This window comes from Halorubrum sp. SP3 (assembly GCF_005435195.1).
GTDB lineage: Archaea > Halobacteriota > Halobacteria > Halobacteriales > Haloferacaceae > Halorubrum > Halorubrum sodomense.
Genome location: NZ_SGTU01000003.1, coordinates 172,036 through 198,032 on the forward strand (window position 1 = coordinate 172,036; position 25,997 = coordinate 198,032).

General features: G+C 50.1%; 19 protein-coding genes. 9 read left to right on the top strand and 10 right to left on the bottom strand.

Features of this window, described 5'->3' with window-relative positions; genetic code table 11:
* Window positions 1–385: 385 nt before the first annotated feature.
* The 3 genes from EXE42_RS03610 to EXE42_RS03620 all read left to right on the top strand — a co-directional run bounded on the left by EXE42_RS03610 (window position 386) and on the right by EXE42_RS03620 (window position 3,161).
* Entirely contained in the window at window positions 386–1,126 is a 741-nt protein-coding gene (locus EXE42_RS03610; RefSeq protein WP_137694908.1) for a ComF family protein, read from the top strand.
* Window positions 1,113–2,060 carry a DNA-processing protein DprA gene (locus EXE42_RS03615; protein ID WP_158293467.1) on the top strand — a complete coding sequence of 316 codons (948 nt, stop codon included), beginning with the start codon at window positions 1,113–1,115 and terminating at the stop codon, window positions 2,058–2,060. Before EXE42_RS03610 ends, EXE42_RS03615 begins: the two co-directional genes overlap by 14 nt.
* Window positions 2,061–2,252: 192 nt before the next feature.
* Complete coding sequence (locus EXE42_RS03620; protein ID WP_137705912.1) at window positions 2,253–3,161, top strand: hypothetical protein; 909 nt, start codon at window positions 2,253–2,255, stop codon at window positions 3,159–3,161.
* A 229-nt stretch (window positions 3,162–3,390) separates the two neighbouring features.
* Here the strand turns inward: EXE42_RS03620 and EXE42_RS03625 are convergent, their stop codons facing one another.
* From EXE42_RS03625 to EXE42_RS03640, 4 genes are read right to left on the bottom strand one after another with little or no spacing between them, the layout of a single operon-like run.
* Entirely contained in the window at window positions 3,391–6,999 is a 3,609-nt protein-coding gene (locus EXE42_RS03625) for a DEAD/DEAH box helicase (RefSeq protein ID WP_241988322.1), read from the bottom strand.
* A 21-nt stretch (window positions 7,000–7,020) separates the two neighbouring features.
* Window positions 7,021–9,870, bottom strand: coding sequence for a DUF1156 domain-containing protein (locus EXE42_RS03630; protein ID WP_137705914.1), 2,850 nt, complete (start codon window positions 9,868–9,870; stop codon window positions 7,021–7,023).
* A gap of 4 nt (window positions 9,871–9,874) precedes the next feature.
* The gene (locus tag EXE42_RS03635; protein ID WP_008441842.1) at window positions 9,875–10,510 is read right to left on the bottom strand and encodes a hypothetical protein; all 636 of its coding nucleotides are present in this window, start codon (window positions 10,508–10,510) and stop codon (window positions 9,875–9,877) included.
* Window positions 10,507–13,815 carry an ATP-binding protein gene (locus EXE42_RS03640; RefSeq protein ID WP_137705915.1) on the bottom strand — a complete coding sequence of 1,103 codons (3,309 nt, stop codon included), beginning with the start codon at window positions 13,813–13,815 and terminating at the stop codon, window positions 10,507–10,509. Before EXE42_RS03640 ends, EXE42_RS03635 begins: the two co-directional genes overlap by 4 nt.
* Window positions 13,816–14,923: 1,108 nt before the next feature.
* On the opposite strand from EXE42_RS03640, the gene EXE42_RS03645 reads away from it, so the two are divergent.
* Both EXE42_RS03645 and EXE42_RS03650 read left to right on the top strand, forming a co-directional pair.
* The gene (locus EXE42_RS03645) at window positions 14,924–15,223 is read left to right on the top strand and encodes a hypothetical protein (protein WP_137705916.1); all 300 of its coding nucleotides are present in this window, start codon (window positions 14,924–14,926) and stop codon (window positions 15,221–15,223) included.
* A gap of 763 nt (window positions 15,224–15,986) precedes the next feature.
* Window positions 15,987–16,490, top strand: coding sequence for a helix-turn-helix transcriptional regulator (locus EXE42_RS03650; protein WP_137694885.1), 504 nt, complete (start codon window positions 15,987–15,989; stop codon window positions 16,488–16,490).
* Window positions 16,491–16,554: 64 nt separating this feature from the next.
* Here the strand turns inward: EXE42_RS03650 and EXE42_RS03655 are convergent, their stop codons facing one another.
* From EXE42_RS03655 to EXE42_RS03680, 6 genes are all read right to left on the bottom strand, one after another.
* Complete coding sequence (locus EXE42_RS03655) at window positions 16,555–17,133, bottom strand: site-specific integrase (RefSeq protein ID WP_241988323.1); 579 nt, start codon at window positions 17,131–17,133, stop codon at window positions 16,555–16,557.
* A 28-nt stretch (window positions 17,134–17,161) separates the two neighbouring features.
* Window positions 17,162–17,350: a hypothetical protein gene (locus EXE42_RS03660; RefSeq protein WP_137694887.1), complete on the bottom strand. Its 189-nt coding sequence runs from the start codon at window positions 17,348–17,350 to the stop codon at window positions 17,162–17,164.
* Window positions 17,347–17,529, bottom strand: coding sequence for a hypothetical protein (locus EXE42_RS03665; RefSeq protein ID WP_137694888.1), 183 nt, complete (start codon window positions 17,527–17,529; stop codon window positions 17,347–17,349). The genes EXE42_RS03660 and EXE42_RS03665 overlap by 4 nt, the downstream gene beginning before the upstream one ends.
* A 168-nt stretch (window positions 17,530–17,697) precedes the next feature.
* Window positions 17,698–19,137, bottom strand: a complete 1,440-nt coding sequence (locus tag EXE42_RS03670) for a helix-turn-helix domain-containing protein (protein ID WP_137705917.1) — start codon at window positions 19,135–19,137, stop codon at window positions 17,698–17,700.
* A gap of 99 nt (window positions 19,138–19,236) precedes the next feature.
* On the bottom strand, window positions 19,237–20,049 hold the full coding sequence (locus EXE42_RS03675) for a hypothetical protein (RefSeq protein WP_137694890.1): 813 nt from the start codon (window positions 20,047–20,049) through the stop codon (window positions 19,237–19,239).
* 2 nt (window positions 20,050–20,051) lie between these two features.
* Complete coding sequence (locus EXE42_RS03680) at window positions 20,052–21,719, bottom strand: hypothetical protein (protein ID WP_137694891.1); 1,668 nt, start codon at window positions 21,717–21,719, stop codon at window positions 20,052–20,054.
* 345 nt (window positions 21,720–22,064) lie between these two features.
* On the opposite strand from EXE42_RS03680, the gene EXE42_RS03685 reads away from it, so the two are divergent.
* The 4 genes from EXE42_RS03685 to EXE42_RS03705 all read left to right on the top strand — a co-directional run bounded on the left by EXE42_RS03685 (window position 22,065) and on the right by EXE42_RS03705 (window position 25,465).
* Entirely contained in the window at window positions 22,065–22,604 is a 540-nt protein-coding gene (locus tag EXE42_RS03685) for an ArsR family transcriptional regulator (protein WP_241988324.1), read from the top strand.
* A 645-nt stretch (window positions 22,605–23,249) separates the two neighbouring features.
* Window positions 23,250–24,143, top strand: a complete 894-nt coding sequence (locus tag EXE42_RS03695) for a hypothetical protein (protein ID WP_137705918.1) — start codon at window positions 23,250–23,252, stop codon at window positions 24,141–24,143.
* Between the two features lie 223 nt (window positions 24,144–24,366).
* Complete coding sequence (locus tag EXE42_RS03700) at window positions 24,367–24,639, top strand: hypothetical protein (protein ID WP_137694894.1); 273 nt, start codon at window positions 24,367–24,369, stop codon at window positions 24,637–24,639.
* 16 nt (window positions 24,640–24,655) lie between these two features.
* The gene (locus EXE42_RS03705; protein WP_137694895.1) at window positions 24,656–25,465 is read left to right on the top strand and encodes a hypothetical protein; all 810 of its coding nucleotides are present in this window, start codon (window positions 24,656–24,658) and stop codon (window positions 25,463–25,465) included.
* Window positions 25,466–25,997 lie beyond the last annotated feature (532 nt).

Below are 25,997 nucleotides of genomic sequence, written 5' to 3' on the forward strand. Positions count from 1 at the left end.
ATTCGCCGTTTATCGGAGGGACGACTGTGCTGAATGCCGTATAGATAGCGCTTCGTTTGCCTAACCGCCTTAGCACCCTCTACAATCTCTCTAAAACATCACGTGGATGATTCCAAAATCACACTACACTCAGACCAACACTATTTTCGAGCTACTACATGTCTAGTCCTGACGACTCGCACCACCTCCACAAAGAATTCCCAATTGAGAGACAGACCGCTCCAACACTAATCTGCGTGCGACAGAGGTTCAACCTGCGTCAAGACCTATCGAGAGACGGCCGGACAGTTTGTCGTGACAGGAACTACGATTGACATGACAAATCGAGTGTCCAGTGTCGACTGACCCCAAGGGTGATATGTGATTGTGACAACCATCAGAACAGATGACGACGTACTACTCGATATCGGACAACACGAAGTCCATCGGGGAATTTCAAGGCGAAGATATTCTCCACCCAAAGTACCAGTGTAATACGTGTGGCCACGCCATATCCCCTTTCTACGCACAAAAAACGGGAGTTTGCGGACTTTGCCAGAATGGTTACAACGATTTCGAGCAATTAGAGAGAATTTTATCAGTGACGATTTACACGTACGAATTTCGTGACCACGAGATTACGAACGCGATTGACGAAGTGAAAGAAGGTGAGCATGCCAACGAAATGGCGGATATTCTCGAATGGGGAATGGAAAATCTGAATGATTTGATGAGCTATGATATGCTGGTCCCGCCGCCCCGAGGTACGCAAGGTACAGCATCAAATCATATGGAGAATATTGGCGGTCTCCTGAGTGACCGGGTAAATATTCCTCTCCGAGACGTACTGAGGAAGTCAGAGGAATACGGGTCACAGAGAGATACCGATGGTGCCCAAGAGAGGTGGGATAACGTTGATAATAAAATAGAGTGTATTCGAGAATTCGGAACTTCTCCCTCTGTAATCGTACTTGACGATATTGCGACGACTGGAGCAACTCTTGAAAACTGTGCCAAGGCCCTAAACGAATCCGGGGCTTCCAAGGTGGTCGGCCTCACGATTGCACGCACAGAGAACATTGAGGACCTCGTAGATGCAGAAGTCTACATCCCGGAGGACGAAATACCAGAAGATGAACGACCTTGACCCAATCATAGCAGGTATCAACGATAATCAAGACCTCAACCAGAAGGGTGTACTCAAACTCTTCGTTGACCTATTCACGGAGAAAGCCCCAAATGAAATCTCTCAAGACTTCTTAACCGACTATCTGAAAATCAAAGAACTTGAGGATAACGACCAATCTCGACTTGCATCTCAATTAAGCGAGGAAATTTCGACTATCGACATCGATTTTTATTCTCAATATATCGAAGGTCTTGACTCAGAGGGAATCTTGTTTGTACCGTTCTACGGTCCTAATTACCCGGACCTACTGTGGAACATTCCAGACCCTCCGTTGTGTCTATATGTCGACGGTGATGTGACCGCCCTTGAGGATGGAGTGGCCGTAGTGGGGACCAGAAGTGCGAAAGAGCATAGACTAGAATTTGTCCGGAAGATTGCATATACTCTCGTAGAGATGGACAAAACTGTAGTTAGCGGTTTAGCAAACGGTGTCGACGCTGCTGCTCACCAAGGGGCTCTTGACGCTGGGGGAGAAACAATCGCTGTGTTACCCGGCGAGGTACAGAAAGTGGTTCCCGCAGGAAATAGAGGGATTGGGGAACAGATACCTGATAATGGGGCCTTGGTTAGCGAGACGAGCAGTAAAGTAGGGATTCATCGTGGGAGGTTCGTTGAGCGAAATAGAGTAACGTCCGGTATTTCTACAGCAGTTATAATTGGGGCATCTGGTGAGACCGGCGGTACTATTCATCAGGCGGATTTTGCCATGGAACAAGAGAAGCCACGGTTCCTTTACGACCCAGAGGTTGATGACGGCCAATCACCAAACAAAATCTTCGAAAAAGGGTTTCATGGCTTCCAAACGCTTGATGAACTAAGAGAATTACTAAACTCGGATTTTATCCCCTCAGACTCCAACTCTCCAAATCCAACTACGCTGGACGATTACTGATATTTCTGATTATGACCGACAGGTCATGAATCATACTCACTGATGAAGTAGCGTAAAAGAATCTGGTTTGACTGATTGCTAAGATGTCTTCTAGAATTGGTATCTGGCACTCTAGGAATTTGCTCCCGGCTACTTTGGGTCGGTGACTGAAAAATCCGGAGATTCATATCGCCTCAGTAGAATTTCTAATTTATGACGGATGTTGACAGGTTAGTCGACATAATCTTTGAGAAAGAGCAACCAGAATCCGTCGATTTCGAGATAGCGTTCACGGCCTTAGTCGCAACAGCTACACTCACCTCCCTCAACTCGACGGTGAGACATTCGTTGATAATCACTCTCTGTGCTCTCGCTCTACTTGTGTTGACTCTTGTCCGCCGGATGGGAGTCATCGGGAAACATACCGACGAAGAAGCCGTTCTAAACTGGACAGTACGACCGATTGAGATGCTATCAATCATATGCGTGCTTCAGATTAGCAACACGGTCTTGAGTACGGTCGGTGACTGGGCAACAAGAATTAACATAGTCTCCCTTTCACTGATTGTGGCAGTCCTGTTCATCGTAGTGCTACAGGAATTCGTTTTTGGTGACTATCGCATATGGTGGGGCTCGGCGTTTTTTACGAAAGGATTGGCGGTACAGAACGGAAATGAGGAGGTTGATAGTCGGTTACATAGCCTGATATTAACTGTACTCGCAAAGTTCTATTTTGAGTTCGCATACCTCATTCTGCAAGAGCCCGGCGTCATCCCTGAGAGAGATATTGAGAAATGGAATACACTTCGTGAATTCGTTGAGGAAATGGACGAGGGTGAACAGACGCGCCCTAGTGCGACCCGGACATTATTTGGAAGTGGAATTATACTCGTCGTGGGATATGGGACGGTGAGTTGGATTCTGTCGTTCACAGGATTACCGGTGGTCGGGGGATTCCTCTTGCTGGTTATGATTATGGCCGTCCGACATCTTATCGGTTTCTGGTATCTTGCGTACGGTTCTCAGACTCTCAGTCGATTCCTTCAAGGGAACACACACCATCTCGCGACGATGGGAATCTACGGTGGTGTCAGTTACTGGTTGTTCTTCTATGCCCCGTAGACGGAAGAGAGAAATTCCGCATCTTCATATCAATAGCCGTGCCTTCCACTTCGAGGTCTACCGTCGAATCTACCTCATCGGTGACGAGGCGCACCTCAAGGTCAAACTCGCTTAGACGGACCAAAACAACGACCTCGGTAGGCTCACTTCCTTCTAACTGACTTCGATTGAAGCACAATTGAACAGCCCGGTGAACAATAAATTGACCCGGGCATACATATAATACACATTATTCTAGCGACCTCTCCAACCAATCACCGATTTCTCGTTTCCCAGTTGCCTCATCAGGTAACGGAACATCGAGCGTCAAACGACGCTGTGCCTCTGTCGCGTAGGTAGCGACGTGGGCATCAGAGACTGCAGATGGCTCAGTCCAGACCTTGGTACCGTGTTCATTGAGACGCCCTGCAACACGGACGACCTCGTCTTCAATGGTCCCGTCAAGTTCCTCTTTGAGCTCGGTGAGGAGGTACTCAAACAGCTTCTGGTGCGGGAGCGGAATCACCACAGAGGGATACCACTCTAACACTTCCGGGTCGAACGAGACCAATACCTCGTCTACATCGGCATATATCGCTTGTACCGTGTCTTCAGGAGGTTCACGAGATATTGGTGGGTTCGCATCTTCCGGGATGTTCAGACGATAGAGTTTCTGATACGGAGCGTCTTCATCTTTGGTTAGCTGACGGTCGAGCATCTCGAACGTCCAGCCCTTATTCCGGAGTACCTGACTCTGGGTGAAGAGCCGTTTTACCACATCTGGGTCGATGAGGGGGTCGAACGGTCGGTCGGGATATCCGATACGACCAACATCAGGATGCGAAGTCGTCCATCCGTAGAGCTTGGCTTCTTCGATTATATCCTCTGCATGAACCTCGTCGAGGTCCTGTGTCAATCCCACTTGCCGGACTTTCTGTTCCGCCTCTTTCGACTGTTCTTCCGCTTCAGAGGCGATATCCTCTCCCGACTTCACCGACTCCCCCATCGCGACACTCTGAACTTCGCCCTCTAACCCATCCAAAATCGGACGTAGGGGTCCAACTGCCTGCTCGAATAGACTGATTCGCTCTCCCAGACGCTCATAGATATCTTCCTCAACGGTATCGTCGTAGATGTAGTTCCACACGAGCACCTTCTCGTTTTTCTGTCCAATGCGGTCAATTCGGCCAATCCGCTGTTCTACGACCTGAGGATTCCAAGGCATATCGTAGTTTATCATCGCATCACAGGTCTGGAGATTCAACCCTTCACTCGCCGAATCCGTACAAACGAGAATAGTGAGGTCTCCGTCAGGGTCGGTGAATTCGCGCTTCACACGTTCCTTACTCACGCCGGACCATTTGTCCTCAGCAGCGTCATATATCTCGCCACCGCTGCCCGAGTATGTACCAACACCGTGGTGGCTGAGAGAGACCTTCTGCTTGATTGCATCAAGCGTGTCTGAATACTGTGTGAAGATAATGACCGTGTCCCGGGCTTTCGCGCTGAGCTCGTTCAGGTCTTGCATCAACTGCTCCAACTTGGGGTCCTCGGGAACATCGTAGAGTTGCGCGATGAAGGCCTCTAATTCGCTCAGTTCGAACTGCCGGACTCGTTCGCCAGCAGGACTGTTAGCTCCGATTTGGTCCACACGCAGGCCGTATTCTCGCCGAAGCACTTCCTCACGACCGGCAATATCTCCTGTCTGAAGGTCGCTTTCTGAAACTCCCGATACGTCTTGAAGCTCGGAGCTGAGGTTCTCTCGGCGACGTTTGAGAGACTCCTCGATAGCATGGAGACTCGAAGTGAGGCGCTGCCGGTACGTAGTCATCACAAAGCCGAGAGCAGTTCTCTCTTTACCCTCCAAGAGCTTCTTCGACTGGTCGTATACGTCACTAATGTACGATTCTACACGGTCATAGAGTGGCTCAGCATCTCCAAGTTCAACCGACCGTGTCTCGATATCCCGCCGAGGGATATTCTGGTTAAGAAGACCCGCCTTCTGACACATGCGGAGGGTCTGCCGAGTGTTCCGGAATACCCGAGACTTGACTGGGGTCGTCTCGTCTCCAAGTTCGAGAAGGAAATAGAGACTGTCGACAGAGAGATTCGAGAATTTGGTTTCCCAGTCACGAGTTCCAAGCTTACCAGTACCAAGCACACGATTTAGTTGGCGACGTTCGCTCAGCCCGAAGTTGCTATCATCGACCTGCTCCTCGACCCATTCAGCCACGTCCTCGTGCTCCTGTACAAATGATTGAATCATCCCCGCCCACGTACGGAGATGGGTGAGTCCCTCATACGGTTCGTAGTTCCACTTCGATGCGAGGTCGGGGAGAACTTCCTCGACAGTCTCTGAACCATCCGCATCGATTTCGTCAAGCGCCTCTGCGAGGTCCTGCTGCATCTCGAAATACGTGTCAAACGACTCGCGGTCGTTCCACCCGTCGGGGAGGTCGCAGAGACGCAGGAGGTCGAATAGCTCAGTAATTTCGAGCTGCATCGGCGTCGCCGTCAACACGTAGTTACACACCGTGTCGTTCTGTAACTCCGTGAGTAGCTCGTAGAGATTCGTTCCCTCGCGACCGTGGTGAGCCTCGTCGACGAGCGTGAGGTCCCATTCGAAGTTATCCTTCGGTGGGTCGCCCGGATGTTCCTCCTGCCAGTGAACGGAGGGTGAGAACATTCCCATGTTCCCCGAGCGCCGTGCGGTATGCCACGAGGCAAGTACCACTGTCGGCTCGTCACGGTCAGAGACGAACTCACCGATGTGAGAGTCTTCCCACGCGTCGATGGTCTCGTAGTCCGACAGGGAGTGCTCGATGCCGTAGGCGTCCCGCAGGACACGCTGTGCACCGCTGTACTCGTAGGAGTAGGCGTTGATGTTGAACTTCTCCAGCAGCTCTTCCTGCCACTGTGGCTGGACTGTAGCGGGCACGAGCAGCAGGGCATCGCTCACTTCACCGATGGTGAGGAGTCGAGAGATGGTCAGCCCGGCCTCGATGGTCTTCCCGAGGCCAACCTCGTCACAGAGGAGGAGACTCTCGGGGTAGATGCTCGCCGCCGTGTCTGCGATGACACGCTGGTGAGGCCACGGCTCAATCGAACTGATGTCCTCGGCGATGTGCATCGCACCGGGGAGGAGCTCACGCTCGTTGGCGATACGGGTGATTGTCGCTTCAGAGGCAGGCGGCTCGCTTGATTTCTTCAGGCGTTCGACGTGCTCCTCGACTTCCTCGTCAGACTCGGGCTGCCAGTCGAGGATATCTCGCTCGATGGCATCGTCAATATTCGTGACCTCGACATCGTCGTGCTCCTCGTCCCAGAGACGCTCGAAAGTCTTCACGTCCTCCTCGACGTACTCGTTCTCGACCTCGTCCCACGAGCGGTGGACTTTGAATCGCTCGTAGTTGCGATACCACGCGTTGTAGGTCTCGTTGATGCTTCCCTCGAACGTGATTCGATTCCCGTCGGCGTCGGTCGCGATGCCGAGCTTGGGATGGAAGATTCCCGAATCGGAGTTATTCCGCGGTTCCCCGATTTTTAGCTGAAGCCGTCCCTCGTCCAGCATTTGGGCGATGAGGGCGAGCCGTGACTCGCCTTCCTCGGAGAGGGGAGCGTCGTCGGTGAGAACCGGTTTGTTCTCTTGACTTAGGCGCTTTGAGGCGATGATGCGGATTTCACCATCAGATTCGAATGCGGATTCGACTCCCTGTAGCGCGTCGGCGAGGTTCTGGAGGCTCAGGTAGCCGGCGAGACGGTCGTACTGGACAGAATGTGCGAGAAGTGGGCGATAGAAGTCGCCTACAAGGGTCTGATTACCCCGAAAGTTGCTCTCATAGATTCGGTTCCAGTTCAAATTCTGAAAAGGCATGCGTGCTCAGAACTCGTCTAGAGTGGTCCGAGAGCTTTCCACATCGTCCGGACTCTGAAGGACAGCAATGTTTATTTCCAGCAACTCGCCGGTTTCTCCCGAAACTAAATTCTTCAAGAGGTCGTAATCATCGTGTTGCTCCGGCAGCACTTGTAGTAACCCTTCTATGGTACTCTTGAAAGCAGAGTCATTCTGCAAGTCACGTTCCTTCAACCAGTTCCATGCAAAGTCGCTTCCTTTGGTGCTCAATACATCTAATGCCGCATGGACTGCGTCGATTCTATTCTCGAATGACTGCTCTCTCGGGTCAACAGGATACTTTCTGGCTCGTCTTTTAACCCCGCTTTCCAATTCAGAGTAGCTCTGTACACGGCCCTGATGTCCAGATAAGACCACGTCATCCCTACTTTTGCTCCAGATTTTGGTATCGCTCTTTACCTCATCAATCTGGACTCCAACACCGAGGCCAAGTTGTCGTGCCTCATCGTATGGGATTGACTGCTGCTCATAGACCAACCATGAAAGAATGTACCACGTTGATAGGGAATCTACATCGTCGAGGGACCCAGCCAGCTCTCGTTGTATCAGGACCTCGGTGACTGCTGTCCTTGCCTCACGGAGCGCTTCTCGCGGTCGAACCAGCTCGTCCTTATCATCGACCACGGGATAGTTCTCCGTGAACACTCGTAACGTGGGGCCGAATGCGCTGATTATTGTATCCGTCTTAGTCAAGTTGTGTTCAGATTCGAGCAAGGAACTTGCCTTCTCGCGGGCTACCTGTCTGGTTTCATCCTTTATGTCCCGCCAAAGGGTTGGCATTCGGTCGTCAGGCTGAGTAGTAGGCTTCCTACAAGTTAGAAGAAGGGTACTATCTGCGGAAGCGTCTTGTTGTACACCAATCCGCTGTGGCATTTCGCTGGTAATGGTGTGGGTTGCCGTTATATTGAACCCGGAATTTATGATAGACATAGTGAGCGAGTCCCACGCAGCAATTTCCTTGTCTGTAAAGTAAATTGTGAGAACACCTCCCTCTTCGAGGACTCGGTACGCCTCGCCGAAGATGTCACTCATTCTATTCTCGTATTTATTCCGTGCCACTTCACGCTTAGAGCCAGACTCCGTATCTGATACCAAAGAGGGGTTCTCAACAGCCTCGTCTTCTTTGTTAGTTTCTGGTGTGCTGAACTCTTCAGGATAGATGTCCCCCAGATACTCGCGGAACCAGACATAGAACGCATCGGCGACCTCGGAGTAGATGATATTGTCTCCATACGGGGGGTCAACGACAATTGCCTCAATCGATTCGGTATCTATTGGTAGATTTGAGGCATCTCCACACCGCACCGTTGTATCCGGGTCCTCAAGGTGTGAGACATACTCCGAGATATGCTCATAGTTCGACAATACGTTATCTGATTCAGACTGGTAACTGTAAGTCCCACTCATCAGGTTGCTCTCAGAGAAATGCCACTGGAATGAGAAGTTATTATTACCTAGCATACTGCTGGGAGACCCTCGACGAATGTCAATAGGTTGTAATCTGGAATTGCGTTCTATCAGTTTTATAGATATAAACGAGAGAAGCGTGAGGATAGCCTCTGCTCGGTTCTGAGAATATTCGTCCAAGATATCCTTCTTTATTTCATCAAATGCGTCAAGATATGTAGCGTGAGAAAGGAGTTGACGGGGGCTGTATAGGTCCCTCCATTGGGTAATTCCATAGGGGGCAGAACGGTCATAGAATCCAACGTAGCGGTCTGTGGTGAGAAGGGTCGCGAGGTCAATCTCGGATTCTATCTTATCTGCCGCCCGCGCAAGCGCATCGCGGTCTTCCTGTGACGGCGAGTGATACTGTGAACCCTGTACAGATTCAGAGTATCTCACACCACAGACTTCATAAGAGAATTCTCCATTCGAGAACATCGATACAACATCCTCTCGCTCAGTCACCACGTCGCAATGGGGACACTCAATATCTCCACCGCTTACCGTCCCCTCACTTGGGTCAAATTCGTCCTTTGAGACATCTTCTGGTATGTGTACAATCTCAAATTGGAGACCTTCGTCCTCATACTGTGGCCTGCTGGCAATCCCTTTCTTTTGATTGAACCACCAGCGATTGGATACAGGAATCTGTTTCCCGCACGAAGGGCAGTCAATACTGTAGGCCCGGAAGTATTGGTTCGGCTCAACCCCGTTCTTTTCCGGGAAGAATGGTTCCAGACGCTCCTGAACGATGCTCTCAATCTCGTTCATCCACGTCCGCACATCTGACTCAATGGACCCCTCTTTTGGAGCATGTTCGAGAATTACCTTGTTTAGCAACCACGCTACCGGATTTAGCTCGTTAGATATAGTGGGAAGACCGTATCGAGTAGCTTCCAGCGGAATCGTTCCGCCGCCCGCGGTCGGGTCGAGTACAGTTGGGAGCTGTCCGTCCCAGTGCTCCCGAAGCGTTGAGTGTAGTTCCTCAAACTCAGATTTTGAGGGGACGTTTTTGTGCGGATACTCGTAGCCGAAGTGGTCCTCGATTGACCCCGTTCTATCGTCTTTCGTAGCATATTTTTTGACGACATAATCGTCGATATCCGATACACCACTTGTCCGTGGGCCGATACACATCCAACGGAGCAACTTGTCGTTAGAAACGTCCGGTGGAAGCACGGACGCGAGAATCGCAAGCCGAGTCGTCGCAGTAGGCCGGCGTGCGAACCATTTGAATATCCGCCGGTGGGGAGACATCGATTCTGGATTGCCTTCCTTCACGCTTTCTATCCCCACCGTTTTGGTCGGTAGTGGCCCTTCGATTTTCAAATTCTTCAACTCGTCACTCTCGTCATTGGTATTTTCGGACATTGGATTATTCGAGATGGTCGGCAAGCAGCACTCGTAGCGCCTTCACACCGTTCGGACTGGATGGAGACCGACACTTCGCGTGCCAGTAGTAGCACTCCTCCAGACTCATCCGGGCAATGCTGTCGGCGACGGTAGTCAGCTTCTCGTACTTCTGAAGCCGCTTCATCGCGAGAAACGCGATTGTCAGCCGAATTCCACTACTTTCCGAGAGCACGGCCGAACCCTCCCCGCGCATTACGAAGTCAGGGTCAACTCCACTGTCGTTCAGTACGTCGCGAACCAGTCGGTGAACGGCCTGTTGTCGGCTGTCGGATAGAGTCGTGATTTTCAGGGCACACCAATCGTTCCACTGCCAGTCGTTAGGTGCGCGGGCTGAGGGGGCCCCAACGCTGGAGAAGTCAAGGACGCCAGTTGAGTCTTCCTGTGCGTCCGGAATCGCGTCCGTGATACCGGCCCTCATGAGCTTCCGGTTACTGTTCGCCTTACTGAATCGCTTCTGGCGACCGTCAGCGAGGTCTTCGGGAATTAGCTCGTACAGCGTGAGGCCGGCGTCGTCACCCAGCAGACGCGTCAAAGCGAACGTCGGCCGGCCGCCGTACATACTGCTGCCGTAGGCGAATGACTCCGCCTCGATGCTCATGCGCTCACCTCTTCACTCTGCTCCGACGCCTCTTTCACAACTCCAGAGACCACCAGCTCGACGTTGTTAATCCCACCGAGACCTTCGAGTGCCTCCTGTAGCACGTCGAGTGTTGCCTCGCGGGTGTTGTCCTGAATCGACTCCGTATCGATGATGAGGACAGCCTCGCCTTCCGAGTCCCCACCAGCGCTGATGAAGCTCTCCGGAATATGATTCGTTCCGAAGTGGTCGGCGAACTCCGCTGCGGACCCCTCGAAGCCAGCCTCGAAGACGCTGGAAGAGGTGTCCGTTCCTTGTGCGACGTACTCGAACACGATGGAGGTTGCTTCCCCTATACTATCTAAATCTTTGAGCTTGTTCGAGATGAACCACGCTCGCTCCCAGACTTGGTCGCCCTCCAGTTCGATTTCGATGGTGTCGACCTCGACGACGATGTCGCTGCTGGACACATCGTAGTTGTCTCGTAGGCTCATCTTCTTCTGGTCGATAGCGCTGTTCACGTCCGAGAACGCGCCCGTGATTGCACTCGGGGAGTCCGTGCTGGCGTTGAACGACAGCTCGGAACGCTGTGGCGGACTGACTCCACCACTGGTCCCACCACCGCCCGTTCCTCCGGCCGTGCCACCAGTCCCAGCACTGCTGCCGCCTTCCGAGCCGCCTTCGTCTTCGCCTTCTTCTTCGGTATCCTCGGGGAAGTCGAGGTCGTGTTCGGCGAGCAGCTTCTCTCCGTCGCCGAAGACGTGGTGGTCGTCGCTAATCAGGACACTCGACATTGGAAGGTCCGTAGACATCTGCTCGGCCTCGGAGAGCGTTTTCTCACCTTCGGCGGTGTTCACGGTCATTCCTTCCGAGCAGTACCCCTCGTCGACCGTGTCGTCCCAGAACACGTACGTCGACATATCGCTGGTCGTCACGGCTCGGATGGTGGCTCGAAGCGGTCTCGGGTCAAGGAGAATGCGGATGTCCGTCCGCTTCGCGACGAGCTTGCGAATGTCCAGCGTCGTCATCGAGTCCGGCTCCGACTGCCAGATACGGTTGCGGAACCATGTCGTCCCGAGTGCCCCCTCGTCCTGCGTGATGAGCTTGTCGAGGCTTTCGAGGTTCTCGAAGACGATGTCGTGGAGGTCTGAGCTGTCGTTGACGGAGTCGATGGTCTCGTTCGACAGCCCACTAGAGTCCGGGTAGTAGAGGTGCCGATAGGACTGCCGGACCGATTCACCGAGAAGAGCAGATTCCTTCTGGAGACGCTCGTCGAGGTCATCACGCTGAGCGCTGTTGAGCTCGGCCTCCCATGCTTCGCCGTTGAGAACCCGTTCCATCGCTTTGACACGGCGAGCATGGTCAAGCGCCCCGTCTGTTTCCTGCTCGCCAGCAGCGAGGAACACGATGTTGTTCCGGTAGACTCGCTTCTTTTCGGACCCCGGCGAGTTCCCCGTCTTGTTCGCCAGCGTCTGGAGGAGTTCGGGAGGCTCGTCAAGGTCGCTCGTGACGGTCACCGCGTCGAAGCCCATCACACACAGACGGACTGTTTCGTAGTCGTCTGGGACCTCGTAGGGTGCTTGCGGGTCGTAGATAGTCTCGAAGACACCACCGCCAAGCGCACCTCGAATCGTCTGTTCGAGACGGTTGCGAGCGACACCGGGCTCGATTTGCTGCGCCTCGTTGGTGATGAGCTTCGAAATCTTCGGCTCTCCCTTGAACCGAAGGAGACCGTTCTCCGTCTCATAGAGGAAGAACGCCTCTGTGTCCGGGTTCGAGCCCGTCTCGTTCAGGTTTTTCAGAGCGTCACGGTAGTGGTCAAGTTCGACGCCCGGCTCCAGAATCATCTCCCAAAGCTTCCGACGAGTTACACCACGACCGCGGTTCCCCCCGGAGACAATACTTTTCCAGAGGATGGTCGTTCCGAGGTGAGTCGCAATCGGCGGGTGGCCCATTGGCGTCCAGTTGTCATCCTCATACTGGCACGCTGCCTTGCCGTCGTTCGTGTAGATGTCCGACTTCGAGGCAGTCCGGAGGTCTTGCTCGATGTGCTCGAAGAGGTCGAGGAGCGTCGACCAAACGTGGTCGTCCGAGGGATGCATATCGAACGTCCGGACGTAGTGACGGTCCGCGTTCGACTCCTCGTTGCTCCAGATGTGATGGACCGCTCGCGAGACTAGTTTGAGTGCACCCCGGGTCCGCTGGAAGTTGGGTAGCGTGTCTATCTCTTTCCCCAGAAGGTCGATGAGCGTCGGGTGGAACGGGTACGTTTGTTCCAGTTGCTCTTTGAACTCTGCCTTGGTGACTCTGTCAGGGAGCTCGTCTTCGAAGTCACGGTAGTAGCTTTGGTACGATTCAGCCACGCGAGATGCAACATCGTCGTCGACCGACTCGAACAATCGATGCCGGAGGACTGCCGCGACCTCGTCGTCATCGGTAGGTGTAACCGCGTGTTCGGTGCGTTCGGAGATGCCGTCGAGGTCGGTGATGAGGTCTTGGACTACCTGTGCGCGGTCCTCGAACGCAGTAGCAGAGACTGAAAGGATGACAGTGACTGCGTCGGTGTTCTGCGTGGCTCGCATGAGCGACCAGAGGAAGGAGTTCGTCTGGTCAGCTAGCGTGGACCCCTCGACACCGACGGCTGCGGCCTGCTCGAAGTATTGGGCCACCTCGTCGATGAGTACCAGTCCCGGGTCGTCCATCATCTCGAAGAGTTCGACTACGTCCGACTCTCCGGGGGCAACGCGGTCGTTGTCGTACTCGCTAAACATCGCGTATCCTTCCGCACCGGCTAGCTGATACGCGAGTTCGCCCCACATCGTCTGCGTGTTCGGTGCACTCGGGTCGTCCTTGTTACATTTCGCCTTGCTCGCGCTGACGTACCCGCCTTCGAAAACGGCTGTCCGAACAGATAGTTCGTCTTTGACCTCTTCAAACTGCGAACGTGCTTCGTCGTCGACGATGTACTGTGATAGGTCGTCGATTACGTCCGGGTTCTGCGAGAAGTGGTACGCGGCGATTTGTGAGTGGGTTTTTCCACCACCGAATACCGTATCGAGTGAGAGAAGCCCATCTTCTCCGCTGAACTCGTCTTGCTCTTTGCCGACGTATCGTTTCGCAAGCAGAGTGAGGAGGTCCTGTAGTCCATCTGTTGGATACGTCTTCTCGAAGAAGGTATCCGGGTTTCCATAGATTTCAGGGGCCTCATCCTGTCGAAACACTACATCGGAGAGCTTCGCAGCGAACTCATTTTCCGACAGTGTTCCCGATAGCACATCGTCGTGGGGAGTACACGACTCAAAGAGTGTGGGAATCTGTGGAGCCATTGATGATACTGTCACAAATGTGGGGGGGTTAGTAAGTAGTTGCGTCTGTATTATCACCTAGTGTAACGGCTGAATACCAACGTGAAAGCCACCAAGATATGGTATTACTAGCTAACAGCCCGCAGCTGTCCTATTAGTGAGTCTTAGTCCGGCTTTGTCAGAGGTCATATCTATTCGGTAGGGTTACTGCTGTTTCCCAATTGTGACTCACGCTTATCCAAAATATCTCGAACTCGTTCATTTACGTCCTCTGTCTCGATAGAGGCCGGAATTAGAACGAGTACACCCAAGTTTGCCTGTCGGTGGATTGCAGTGTTCGCCGTTAATCTGAGTCGGTGTACTGCGTTTGTGACGAGAACCCGATGTCCTGAGTCGCTAAGTCGAGACAGCGAAGTCACCGAAGATGGTCGACGACCATCGGAACCGTCAGAGAAGTCCCGTAACTTGATGAGGTCTGCTGGGTCCATTTCATTGATTGTTTCATTTGTAGTTGCAGCGTCGTAGAGCTCAATCCATTGGTTAACCGGCATCTGTTCGTGTGTGACAAGAATTAATTCTCCGTCGACGACAGTGATTCGAAGGGAATCACCGGTCTCCCATCCAGTATCATCCACGAGAGACGAATTTATATAAATCCCATAGGAGGTCTTTGCGTTCCCACCAACGATGTGGAGTTGAACCATCTAATTACCCCTTTGAATTTCAGCTGAGGTGCGTTCTCTATCGTAGCCAGACCCGATGCTGTACAATTTCCAGAAAATTGTCATAGTTTCAGAGACTGCTATTCCGGCTTTATACATATCTACAGCACGGAGATGACTTCCTCACCACAGAACCTGAATCGTCTGAACCAGTCTGGTTATTCGGAAGGATATGTAGATTTCTTCATTTAGCACGGGAACCACTGTATGGTGGAACTACAAAACCGATAGACAGAGGCTTATTTTAAGGAAAGTATATTAACTGAACCAACGTACCTGTTGTTGTCATTGATGCGCTGTCGCGGACTGTCCGTGACACCTCACCGAGACATTCAGCTGACCGCAGTTTCAGTCGACAGTTGGAACCACTGACGGCTGGTTCAGTTGATACGGAATCGTGACTAAAAATGAGCACAGAAAATCAAAACAGCAAAGATAGACAGAAGACAGCCGAGTTAAGAGGTCTTGCAAAATATGACCTGACGGACTGTCCTGACAGTTTAGTATCCGACCTCTACCAACACATCATTGAACTACAGGATGATTTGGAGTCAGTATCAAGAGAGTATAACACCTATCTTGATTCGGATGTCCGCCCTCTGGTAGAGCCTCTTGCGCATTTAGCGGTAAATGCTCAGGGAGAGGTTCAACAACGCGAGGCGTTAGATGTACATGAGATTATGGATAAGGCACGACATCAAGAGTAGTTCGACTCGCCTTACGTACTAGTTTTCTCAGAGATGCTTAGACCTGCTATTAGTCATAATCTTCCCATGATTGGGCCTGTTCTAGCAAGTCTCCTCGTTTCACTTGCTTCCACAGCGCTTGTTCCTCCTCTTCTGTATCGGGAGAGTGTCTAGGGCACCACGCATAGAGTTCCGGCTCACGAGGAACTACGAGGTGGGCGACGTGGATTCGAACGCCTTCTTCGCCGACGGGTTCGCCGCAGGTGCTACAGCGTAAGTCGTCCGGCCAGTCTATGTCGTCATCCATAGTATGCCTATGACTTCGACCACAATAAGTGTCAACTTGATTACTGTATTTTAACTCTACTACGTTCAACAACTGGAACCGTCGCCCGGTACCGACTGGGTGCTTCGCTCCGCTCCACTCACCGCCCTACCCAGAGAAAAATAATCCTTGTTCAGTTTGAGAGACGATGTTCCTTCTTGCGCTCTCTCCGTTACTTGGTAAGATGGGTTCCGTGTTCGAAACCGAGAAGTCTTGTACCCAGACTCAGGTAATCCCTTAGATGATTATTCCCTTCGAAGATAACTTGAATCATGGATATTCGGTCTCTCTTAGGGGGTGTCTCTAAGAGAATCCGTCGAGCGTGGGTTCGCACCCTGTCGAAGCCTCTTACCGAGGCTTTGGATTATACCCCGCCGAAGCCTCTCTCAGCATGCTTTCGAAGCCTTCGTCGCCCATACACCTTTGCCGTCTTATTGCCAATAATTTGGTATGAATAGAATGAATGAGACGAACGAAACGCGCCAGTTCGTCTCGGCGGTGCTTGAAGAAGACGGGAGAGCGTCGATGGCTCAGATACGGCGGAGAACCGACTTGACCGAAGGCCAGCTTCAACATCAGTTTCGCAAGATGGAGCAACACGAGTTTATTGAAGTGGAGCGCGCGCAAATCCCTTCGCAGTCCGGGTCGCGGATGAAGGTCGCAGTTATCCCGGAGGGGATGCGCGACGAAGCAGAAGCGCTCTTGTCTCATGATAGGAAGCCTGAGCGGACGACCGTCGACGTTGTGGACCTCGCGGTCAACGTAGATGAGTACGTGGATTTTGTCAAAAATACCGTCTACCCGGAGTTAGAACGTCTTACCACTAGGGTCGCTGATTTGGAAGCGCAATTGTCAGAGCCCGAGTCAACCGATGAGTCTACACCGTCTGAAGAAGACGAGGGGCTCGCTTATGCTCGAAGAATTGGACTGGTTGAAGAAGGAACAGACGAACCAATCCGTTGAGAGAGAGCTTAGCTAATCAGTTAACCAGATAATTAATTAGACAGTTAATTGGAAACCCCGTTCACTAGTTCTGTACTGCGCGCATTTCTTCGAGAATCGATTTCTCGGTTGGTACAGTAAGATATGGCTCAATTGCTGAATACGAAGACCACCCGCCTATGGCCATCATGACGCGTACAGGGACTTTCTTTTCGACTAAGTGAAGGTGCGCCCAGTGCCGGCGGCAGTCGTGCGAGGACACGTGTTCCCATTCGTCAGGTTCTTGCTCGTCTTCGGCTAGTACGTCAGCCGCGCCTGTCCCGCTCTCGTTGGTAATCCAGTTTTGGATACTCCGGGGAGCGTACGGCAAGTAGGGTTCGTCGTCGCTAATATCGCGTTCTCTCTGAAAATTGAACAACCCTTTTTCGACATCATCTGGTAGCCACGCTTTTCGAGTGGTCTTCTCTCCGCCCTTGGTATTCTTTCCTTCGACGTTGAGAAGCCAGCTCTCACCGTCTTTACCGCGCTCTACATCGTCTGGTGTGACGGTTGTTGTTTCTTCAGAGCGGAGACCACACCTGAGCATTAGCATACCGGCTATACCTCGTTCCCATGCTTTCTTTTCGAGTGTGCGTTGGAGGGTGTTGGCTTCGTCTTCGTCCATCCAGACTTTCACTCTTGCGCTGCTGTCGTCAATTCTCATGGTCTTCTAGTGTTGTCTGGTTTTCGTTCTCGAAGGTGGACCCGACAGCGACGCCGACGACTGCGCATATTGCTGCTAAGACGAGCGTGGAGAATATGTCTATGCCACCGATGCCTCCGAGGAGAATTCCTCCGAATGCGCCGAGTGAGGCCGGCAAAAAGATGTTAGACGTGTTCATTCTACTGTCTCGTTTCGCAGTCGGTCTACTTCCGCGGTCGCGTCGCCGAAGGACTCTTCGAAAAAGTCGATGTCTTGCTCAAGTTGTTCGGCGGTCTGCCGATAGCGGTTGAGGAGCCAGTCTCGCGCTTCTAACTGTTCGATGAGTTCTTGCCGGTTGAGCGATTCATAGTTGGACATCTCTTCGTAATTGTTTATGACAATTGCGACTATATACTTGCCTACTTTCTAGATTTGTGTTTGTATCGGGAGCGTAAATCGATGTTTCGGGGAGTTTGGGGCGTTCCGAGTTCGAGGTCTTCCTTGTTGTGGAACAACTACGAATGACCAACATCCCTTGTGCCGCACTTATTCTCGCTTCTGCCGACACCAGCCTGATGCGAATATAGTATTCATCAAGAGGTCCTTTGAGAAGAGTGTTAGCGTGTCTAATTCTACGGAACGACTCCTGTCATTCTTATACCCTCCCGAAATGTTGAGCGGAATTCGATTAATACCATCTAATGGGTCCAAGAAGTATTCTGGAATATCCACTTCTGACTTCTTCTTTAATTCATCAGTTCGGTGATAAAACGGGTTATCTACAACCATGTATTCTGGAGAGTCAACATGGTCGCTAATATCCACGACTTGTGGCCGTCCAAGATATTGAGAATCTCCTGCGAGAGTGAGTATCTGAAGGCCCCGGCGTTGCTCGTATATATCTGGGCTCCTACCTATTTCGGTGAAAAATGACTGGTAGCCGCCTTCGTTGAATGGGATATCAGTAAATACGAATCCACATCTTGTTCGTGTGAACTCTTCACCATCCCATTGGGTCTCTAGCCAAAAGAGACCAGCTGAACAACTCACATAAGCCACAGCAATAGGCTGGGGGTCACTAGGTGGGTCAGAGATTGGTTCCACTTTGTGAGCCTCCTCTAGTGTCCCAATTGTATTTTCAATATTCTTCAAATCTTCAACGAACCACCGATATCCACGGCCAATTTCTTGACGTTCCCCCAACTCAATTGTATACCCAACTCTTGAATGGGACAACTTCGTTCCAGTAGTGTTCTTAAGTACATCAAATACGTGCTCTATTTCCTCCGCAGTTGAGGCATAGACCCGCTCTTCAACATGATATAATACCGACTTTCCGAAGTCATGGGACAGACCGGGCTCTCCAAAGACAAACATAGACCGTCCTTCTGTGGTGGTAATCAACCAATTTTGTGGTGATTGAATCGAATGAGTTTCTCTATCTGAATCACTATCTAAATGAATATTTACGCGCTCCTCAACCTCTGAGGAAAACAGGCTATGCTTTTCCCTTTTACGAGATTCAAAGAATGAGAGCATTTGACTTCGTGTCATTTCCTCCATACCATCCCCAACGCGAATCCACGGTACATATTCGCCTTCTTCTTTATACTGAATCGGCTTTTCTTTGGCTTGCTCCACATCAATCCGTAATAGATTTTTCCCAGAATATTCTACAAAATTGGTTCTTAATAAATCAGTGATAGGTGGTACAGTGTATTCAACTGCGGTGTGGTTGATATGCTGGACAACTTCTGAATCAACTGAAAAGCCCTGAATAAGGAGTTCATTAGATTGTTTCCGAACGCCGACAATCACTGTACCTCCACTTTGGTTTGCCATTGCAGAGAGTACCTTAACGAGTTTCTTTCGACCGCTGGAACTCTCTACAATCTCTTTCGATTTACAGTCAAATTGCTCAGACTCAACTCCCGGTTTAGAGGAGAATTGCTTTATCAGCTGTTTCGTTTCATTCTCCATGTTCATTATTCGCGATTAGGGGGCATGTGATTTGAATTTCTCATCTGTTAACGGGCAGTGGTAGACCTGTTTTCCTCCCCGAAATGGAGGTATCTTCGGCGGTGCTTATTCACTATCCATTCGGGGGGCAATCGTGATGTCTGTTTTTATGCGACTATTGGCTCTCTTTGTTTCTACCTGTAGCGGATAATCTTCACTCAGCCGTGTAGTGAGACATTTTGGAGGAGTAAATTTGTTCAAATACTGTATGAATTGAGAACCGTACCGTGCCTGTGCAGCAGATGTACAGCGCAGAATCGTTGCTGCCCTTTTTTCTTCTCTCTCTTGTATCTCATCCACACTCTCTTCGATGTCTACATTGATTTTAGCCACATCGGTATCTCCCCGTCCTGATATGACAAATTCATCTTCTGAAACACTGATATTCACGGTCTCAGATATCATTCCAACAACCTGATATGCGCGAGTGAATACTGAGCTGTGAACTTTCGATTCGAGCTCATACTCTAACTCTGGAATCATTGGCTCTTTCACCTGTTCCGGGTCTACACCAGCTAAGGAATAATCTACGTCGGCAAATTCAATATCCATCCGATGACCCTCATCTGTGAGTTCTAACTGGACATCCTGACGGGGATTCGCAGCTCGAAGAAGATTTTCAAGAGTTCCACAGGGCATACCGAACACAATCTCATCCCCCTTTGGTCTGACATCATATTCCTCGAATTCTGTTGCAGGAATCTTTTGTCGGACCATTATGGCGTTTGCGCCGTCAACTGAGTTTACGTAGAGTTTGTCCTCTCTCCAGCGAAAATTAGTCAAACTATCTGGAGAGATTTCGACAGGGGGTTCCACAATCGCCTTCAACAGTTCTGCCGAGATTTTGGCCTTCATTTGCGGTAGCTCAGAATCAATCATAATTAGCTCCTCTCCAAGACAGATATGTCTGTGTCGAAGCCTTGGCTGAGGTTTTCAATATTTAGCGCGATTATTCCGTGTCCATCATCTATAGGTATGGACCATACATGTGATTCAGCAACTCCATATTTGTTTTCTAGCTTGTCTTCTATATCATTCAACTTTTCAGATTTTACACCGCTTTCGATGACATCGATATCCTTCGAATCTTCGCTAATACCGAGGAACAGCAACCGTGAATCTTGAAATTCACGATGAATGCCTTGTGCTAATTCTTCTACATCCGATTGTCTATCAAACCATGGGGACGATTTGAACTCTAAGTCGATTTCTTCTCCCTCTGTCTGCACAACTCGGGTTGCGTCAGAAACACTACTTACGAATCGTGAATGGAATTCGCTTGAGAATTCGTTAAATAGATAGCAAAGAGGTTTCTGAACATCGCGGGACAGAATCTCGAATACAATATGACTAAAGACATCACGGAGATTGTTTGACCCCATATCTTCTGCAGTTTTTAGAACATCTTTAATATATGTCTCCTGAGCACCAGTTAGGGTAATTTCGTTATATATTCTGAAGTTGCCTAACTGATACGCAGATTCTGAAAACTCTGCCCCTGCATGACAGATTGGTATTGGCTCGTGTTCAGAAAGAAAATGCTTGGATAGTTCACTACGCCAAGGAACGTGCATCTCAACCTGATTGTTGACAAAGGAAAGAGCAAAATCTACTTTCGGCTTCTTAATCTCTTCAGCTCCATTAGCTGTCTCCTTGACTATTTTATTTTCGTAGTCCGTGACTGTGAAGAAGGAATCCAAACTGTTCGAGATGTGATTATTATACATATCAAATGCGCGGGAAAGATTACGATTAGTTTTGAGAAGTTCCTGCTTGAACTCATCTATATCTGCGTACTTTTTGTGGCCCCATCGAATCTTTTCTACTCGTCGTGGACTTTCGTTAGGAGTTTTCAGTTGACCTGCAGAGAGGTCATAGCTGTCGGAGCCAAGCAATTTAGTTGTGATATCTTCTTGGTCAAATTCGAAAACGGTGTTTATCCCGTCTATCTTAGTATATACTCTTACGCTCCCTTTGATATCAAACGCAATTTCGTCTTCAGGGATTCCAAGCCACTCACTAAATGATTCAGTATCATGGCGGTCAAAGTGTTGTACAACGATTTCATCAGGAGATTCATAGGTAAAACGTGCGTACTTATCGATATTCGCTTCACTCAGCAGTTCCTCAATAACGTCCATATCGGTAGTTAGAGCTTTTTTACCGGTGAAAGAGTGACAGACTACGAGAGAGTCTTCACTAATTATGAAGACAACATATTTACCTCGTTCTCTTGCACGGCTTTTCATACTTCCTGCAAAATCCTCTGCCATATAGCTCAAAGTTTGCTCGTAGGACCTCGACATTCCACTAACCAAGCCCTCTGCATCATCTAATAAGGTCTCTACCCAGTTTTCAAAATATGTAGTAACATCTAGACTTTCGAGCGAATGCGTGTATTCCACGTTATTATGTACCGCCCTCAGAAGTTCTTCGACATTTGTAACCTCATTGGGTTCATCGATTATATCTCGCTCTAATTCATCTTCTGACCGGACCTCCCGATAACAAATATAATAGAAATTTTCGCTTTGGGTGGGGAGCGGCATATTACTAGAGTGTTGAATGTTGAATGTCAAAATAGCTGGGATACCGGAGTGAAACAAGAAACTCCTGCTAGTGATTGACCAACACCAAGAGTTCAGATATCTTGATGTGTGACTTATTGAACTAGATTCGCAAAATCACTCTATTTCGGTCGTTCGCTGTATTTGAGACACCTATCCACGAGAGCCGTAAGATTGCTTATTGTCCTTCCCTCTCCAAACTGGCTAAAACTCTTCATTGACCTTGTAGCAGAGTTTCCACCTATTGAATCAACGAAACTGACTATGTCTCATATATCTAAGACAGCCAAAATTATTTGTGTATCTCGTGCGTATCGGAGATAAGAAATGAGCGAACCAAATGAAGAGGCGTGGAAAGACCAGTACAGCGGGCGTGAACGAGTCCGTATGGTTGTCGAGACACTCGACGAGCCGGAAACGGTTACTGCCATTGCAGACAGAGCAGATGTCGCGTGGGCGACTGCCGATAGCGAATTGGAGACTCTAGTGGCTGAAAACAGAGCCGAAGAACACACAGTCGACGGACAGACAAAATACGCGCCAAACCCTGTTCAGATACTCATTGAGGAAGTGCTTGACCTCATCAGCGAGAACTCTCGCGATGAACTCGAATCGACCCTCGTTGAACACACTGCTCAGGTTGAATCGCTACAGGAGGAGTACGAGGTCGAGACTCTTTCCGAACTGCGCAACAAGCTAGTCGAAGAAGACCTCTCTACAGAGGAAATGCGTACCATTCGGAATGCTGCTACGACGTGGGAAGCTCTGGAGACAGAGATTCGTCTTTCGAAACACGCACTTCAACTCTACACGGACGTAACTCAGCTCTCTGATTCTGATGGAGACGAAGAACTCGCGATTGCCTAGTCTCGAATGATATTTCTCGCCAAAAGAGACGGGCTCGACAACAAACGAATCCATCGACGAATCAAGAATCGGCTCCAGAGTGGTTTGAAATTCAGCTCTGTCCAGCTTCGTGTTTCAACTCATCGAGAGCCGGGGCCGTATCGAGTTACAGCGAAAACGGACCCGAGAGAGTTTCTAGAGGATTCCAGCTATCCGACAGAAAGTGTACGACTCGAAATCGGTTTTGATGTCGAGGTCGGCACTGACAACGACTTCTACTGGATTAGCTGGATTGAACCGGAACGAAATCTCCTCCTCGGTTGGCATCAAGATGACGACCATCCGGAGCATGGAGAAGTCCACTTCCAACTAAGTCAATCGGATAGCGATACTCTCCGCGAGAGCGCGGAATATATCGATAAGCATCCGATGGCAGTTGTCGAAGCCCGTTTGGACCAACTACCAGATGTGGTTCGGGCCATAACGTGGAATGACGGAACCGCTACTGGCGTGGATTGGTAGCAAAAACGTGGTAACGAAGATGTTCGTGAATCTGTAGAATCAGCTTTGTTGGAATCCTCAGCAGGTGATACATTTGACCCGGTCCCGGTCAGTACAGAACTCAGAGTTAGATAACTATAAGCGCTCTAACCAGAATATTACACGATGTATCCGTTGAGCGGGGCGATTATCGAGGTAACAATAGAAGCAGATGAACACGAACTCATCTGTCAACACTCCACTGATGTGAGTCACATGAAAAACCCCCGTGATACGCTCCATTTTTTGCTCACTCGCGGTGCCGCGACTCGTGAGAACACAGACAACCGTTTAGAAGTCCAGCGAAGCAATTTCCATGATAGCACTGTTGATGTTGTTGCCACTCAGCACGATGCGATTGCCTACTATCTTGGCAGTCTTGATGCTCGCAGTGAACTCTCTGAGGATGAGGCTTACGGCCTCCTCATAGACGCTGGAGTCGATATGATTGAATACGAACAGTGGCGTAATTCATTCAATAGACGCCGACGCGCGAATCGCTTGTTGGCAGATTCAAAAGAGAGAGTCCGCCACCTCGGCAGCGCGATAGACTACGCTGTGCTTACGGGCTCCTGTCCGATTGATGGGGTCAAGTATAATCCATCAAGACGGTCGACAGACCCACCGGAAGATGTGGTCGCCGTCGCCGCAGAATGGCGTGCCAACAGTATTGACGCGAACTCGTGCTATGTACTCGCTTTTGCGGCGCTTCACACCAAGCTGTTCGAGGCTTACGATGATGTTCGCTATTGTGAAGGACTTGCTATGTCCAGTCATCCAGCTCGGGCATCGACGCACGCGTGGGTCGAAGTCGACAGCGAGGTCGTTGAACTCCTGTGGAATTGGGATGGGCCTGCTCCATCAGACGAGACAATTTATTATGGTGATTCGATTCCCTTCGACGCAGTTATCGACGTAACGAATCGTCGTCCAACTCACGCGAGCGTTTTGACATCCGATGAGCAATACTTCGAAATGGAAGATGTCAAGAGTGTCATGGCCTCGCGCCTGTTCGGCTGATGTGGCTCTGTTGAAATCCTAAGACACCATTTGTGGTGAAAAAGCCACTAAGTTGGGTGTGAACTTCATTTTTCGAACTGTGTCATATAATAAGAGGGCTTACCGTAGCGTCCCTATCTCATCAGAACCATCATCTAACATATCAGTTAGAAATATTTTATACTTCTATTAGTCTCTGGGTGGGTGGAGTACCCTTTTGATAGAGGCCTGTCGAGTATAGCATATGGCAGAACCACACGAAGGGCTACTAACTGGTCACAACTTTTCGAACGGCGAGCACTACTACACTGTCACAGTTCCCCGTCGAGGTAAAACGGATAAGCCAGTCTTCCACTTGGAGGAAGAAGAAGAATCGATGCAAGCAATCCTACAGTACAACGCGTATTCAGACCTGAGCGAACTTATTAATGACCGACCATCGAACACAGAGATATTAGTCAAAGAAGTAGATGGTCAGTATGAGATTGCAGTCGAAGAAATGAATCAGAAGGCGTGATTCTGGAGGGAACCATATGAGTAATGATGCCCTCCAAACCCTCTTGTCTCAATTTTCGTATTATATCGCAGAGCAGAACTTCGACCATCAAGACTGGGAGCGAATTACAACTGAGCAAGGAGCGGTTGATACTGCGAGGAAGATAGACAGTTTCTTTCGAAGTTGGAAATGGGGTAACCAAGACCGCGCCCATAACACACTTCGGTTCTTAAAGGTGCTTTGCGAGCGTGGCGATGAGGATACCGCTCTTGCCATTATGAGTCAGGCTTACGATTTAGTTGGCGGCGCTGATGCGGAAGAGCTTGAGGACTACCCGGCACTACAGGCCCTCGAAGATGAACAAATATCACACGCAGATAGTGTCCCGTTGTTCACGCACACTGCTGAATCTTTCATCGATATTGAGAACACAACAGATGACTTCTACGACGACCTCATCGAGAATATTAACAAGTGCTATCGGATTGGAGTGTACGATGGGACATTCGTCCTAACCCGAAAACTGTTAGAAAATCTCGTTATCGACTTACTCCGAAAGGAGTACCCGAAATCGTATTTGCGGATGTACTATATCCCCGAATACGGTCGTTTCAGAAATTTCAGCGAGCTTCTGGAGGTTTTCGAGTATCGTCTCAAAGACTACCAGTCATACTCGAATGGGATGAATACAGAACTCATTTCCGACATCAATCGATTCCGTGAATCTGCGAATTCAGATGCTCATTCGATAGTTCGGAACCCAGAGCAGGAAGAAATCAAAGACCTCGGTGAAGACGCCGAACACGCGGCCAAGGTGATGTTCCGGGCTCTCCGTAATATGGATTAAATGAACTCTTCTTCTTTGATTATTCGATGGTATAGCGGTTCTAAGTAGCAATTCTGTATTCACCGCAACCGGGTCAGAATATACTACTTGCTGAGGATTTCGACAGAGCCAGCGAGACCTGAATTGTAGAAGTGCTACTCGCCCAGACAAGTTTTGATTGGTCCTCTTCAGCCAGATTCGAATATAGCTCGTCCTTCAACTCCATTTTCTGATTCACCTCTTGCAGCACTCCCTCGCCTCCTCCATCATACGTTCGCTTAAAACGCCAAGTTCACTGCCACTTCGCGGAGCAACTATACCTGTACGCACGAGGAGGCTGTCTTTTCAGATTTTGCCGACCTTGATGAGTGCGACTTCCTCGGGCTACCCGATTAGTCGTCTTGTCTACCCTAATATCGGGGTTAGCCGATGTGAAGTGTCATTATAACATCTACTGTATGGTGGAACCACTAATATCTGTGTAGTTTCTAAATCCTCCTCTAACCTCTGTATATGGGCATTTGAGGGCTTTTTGACCACTTAGAGCTGAACC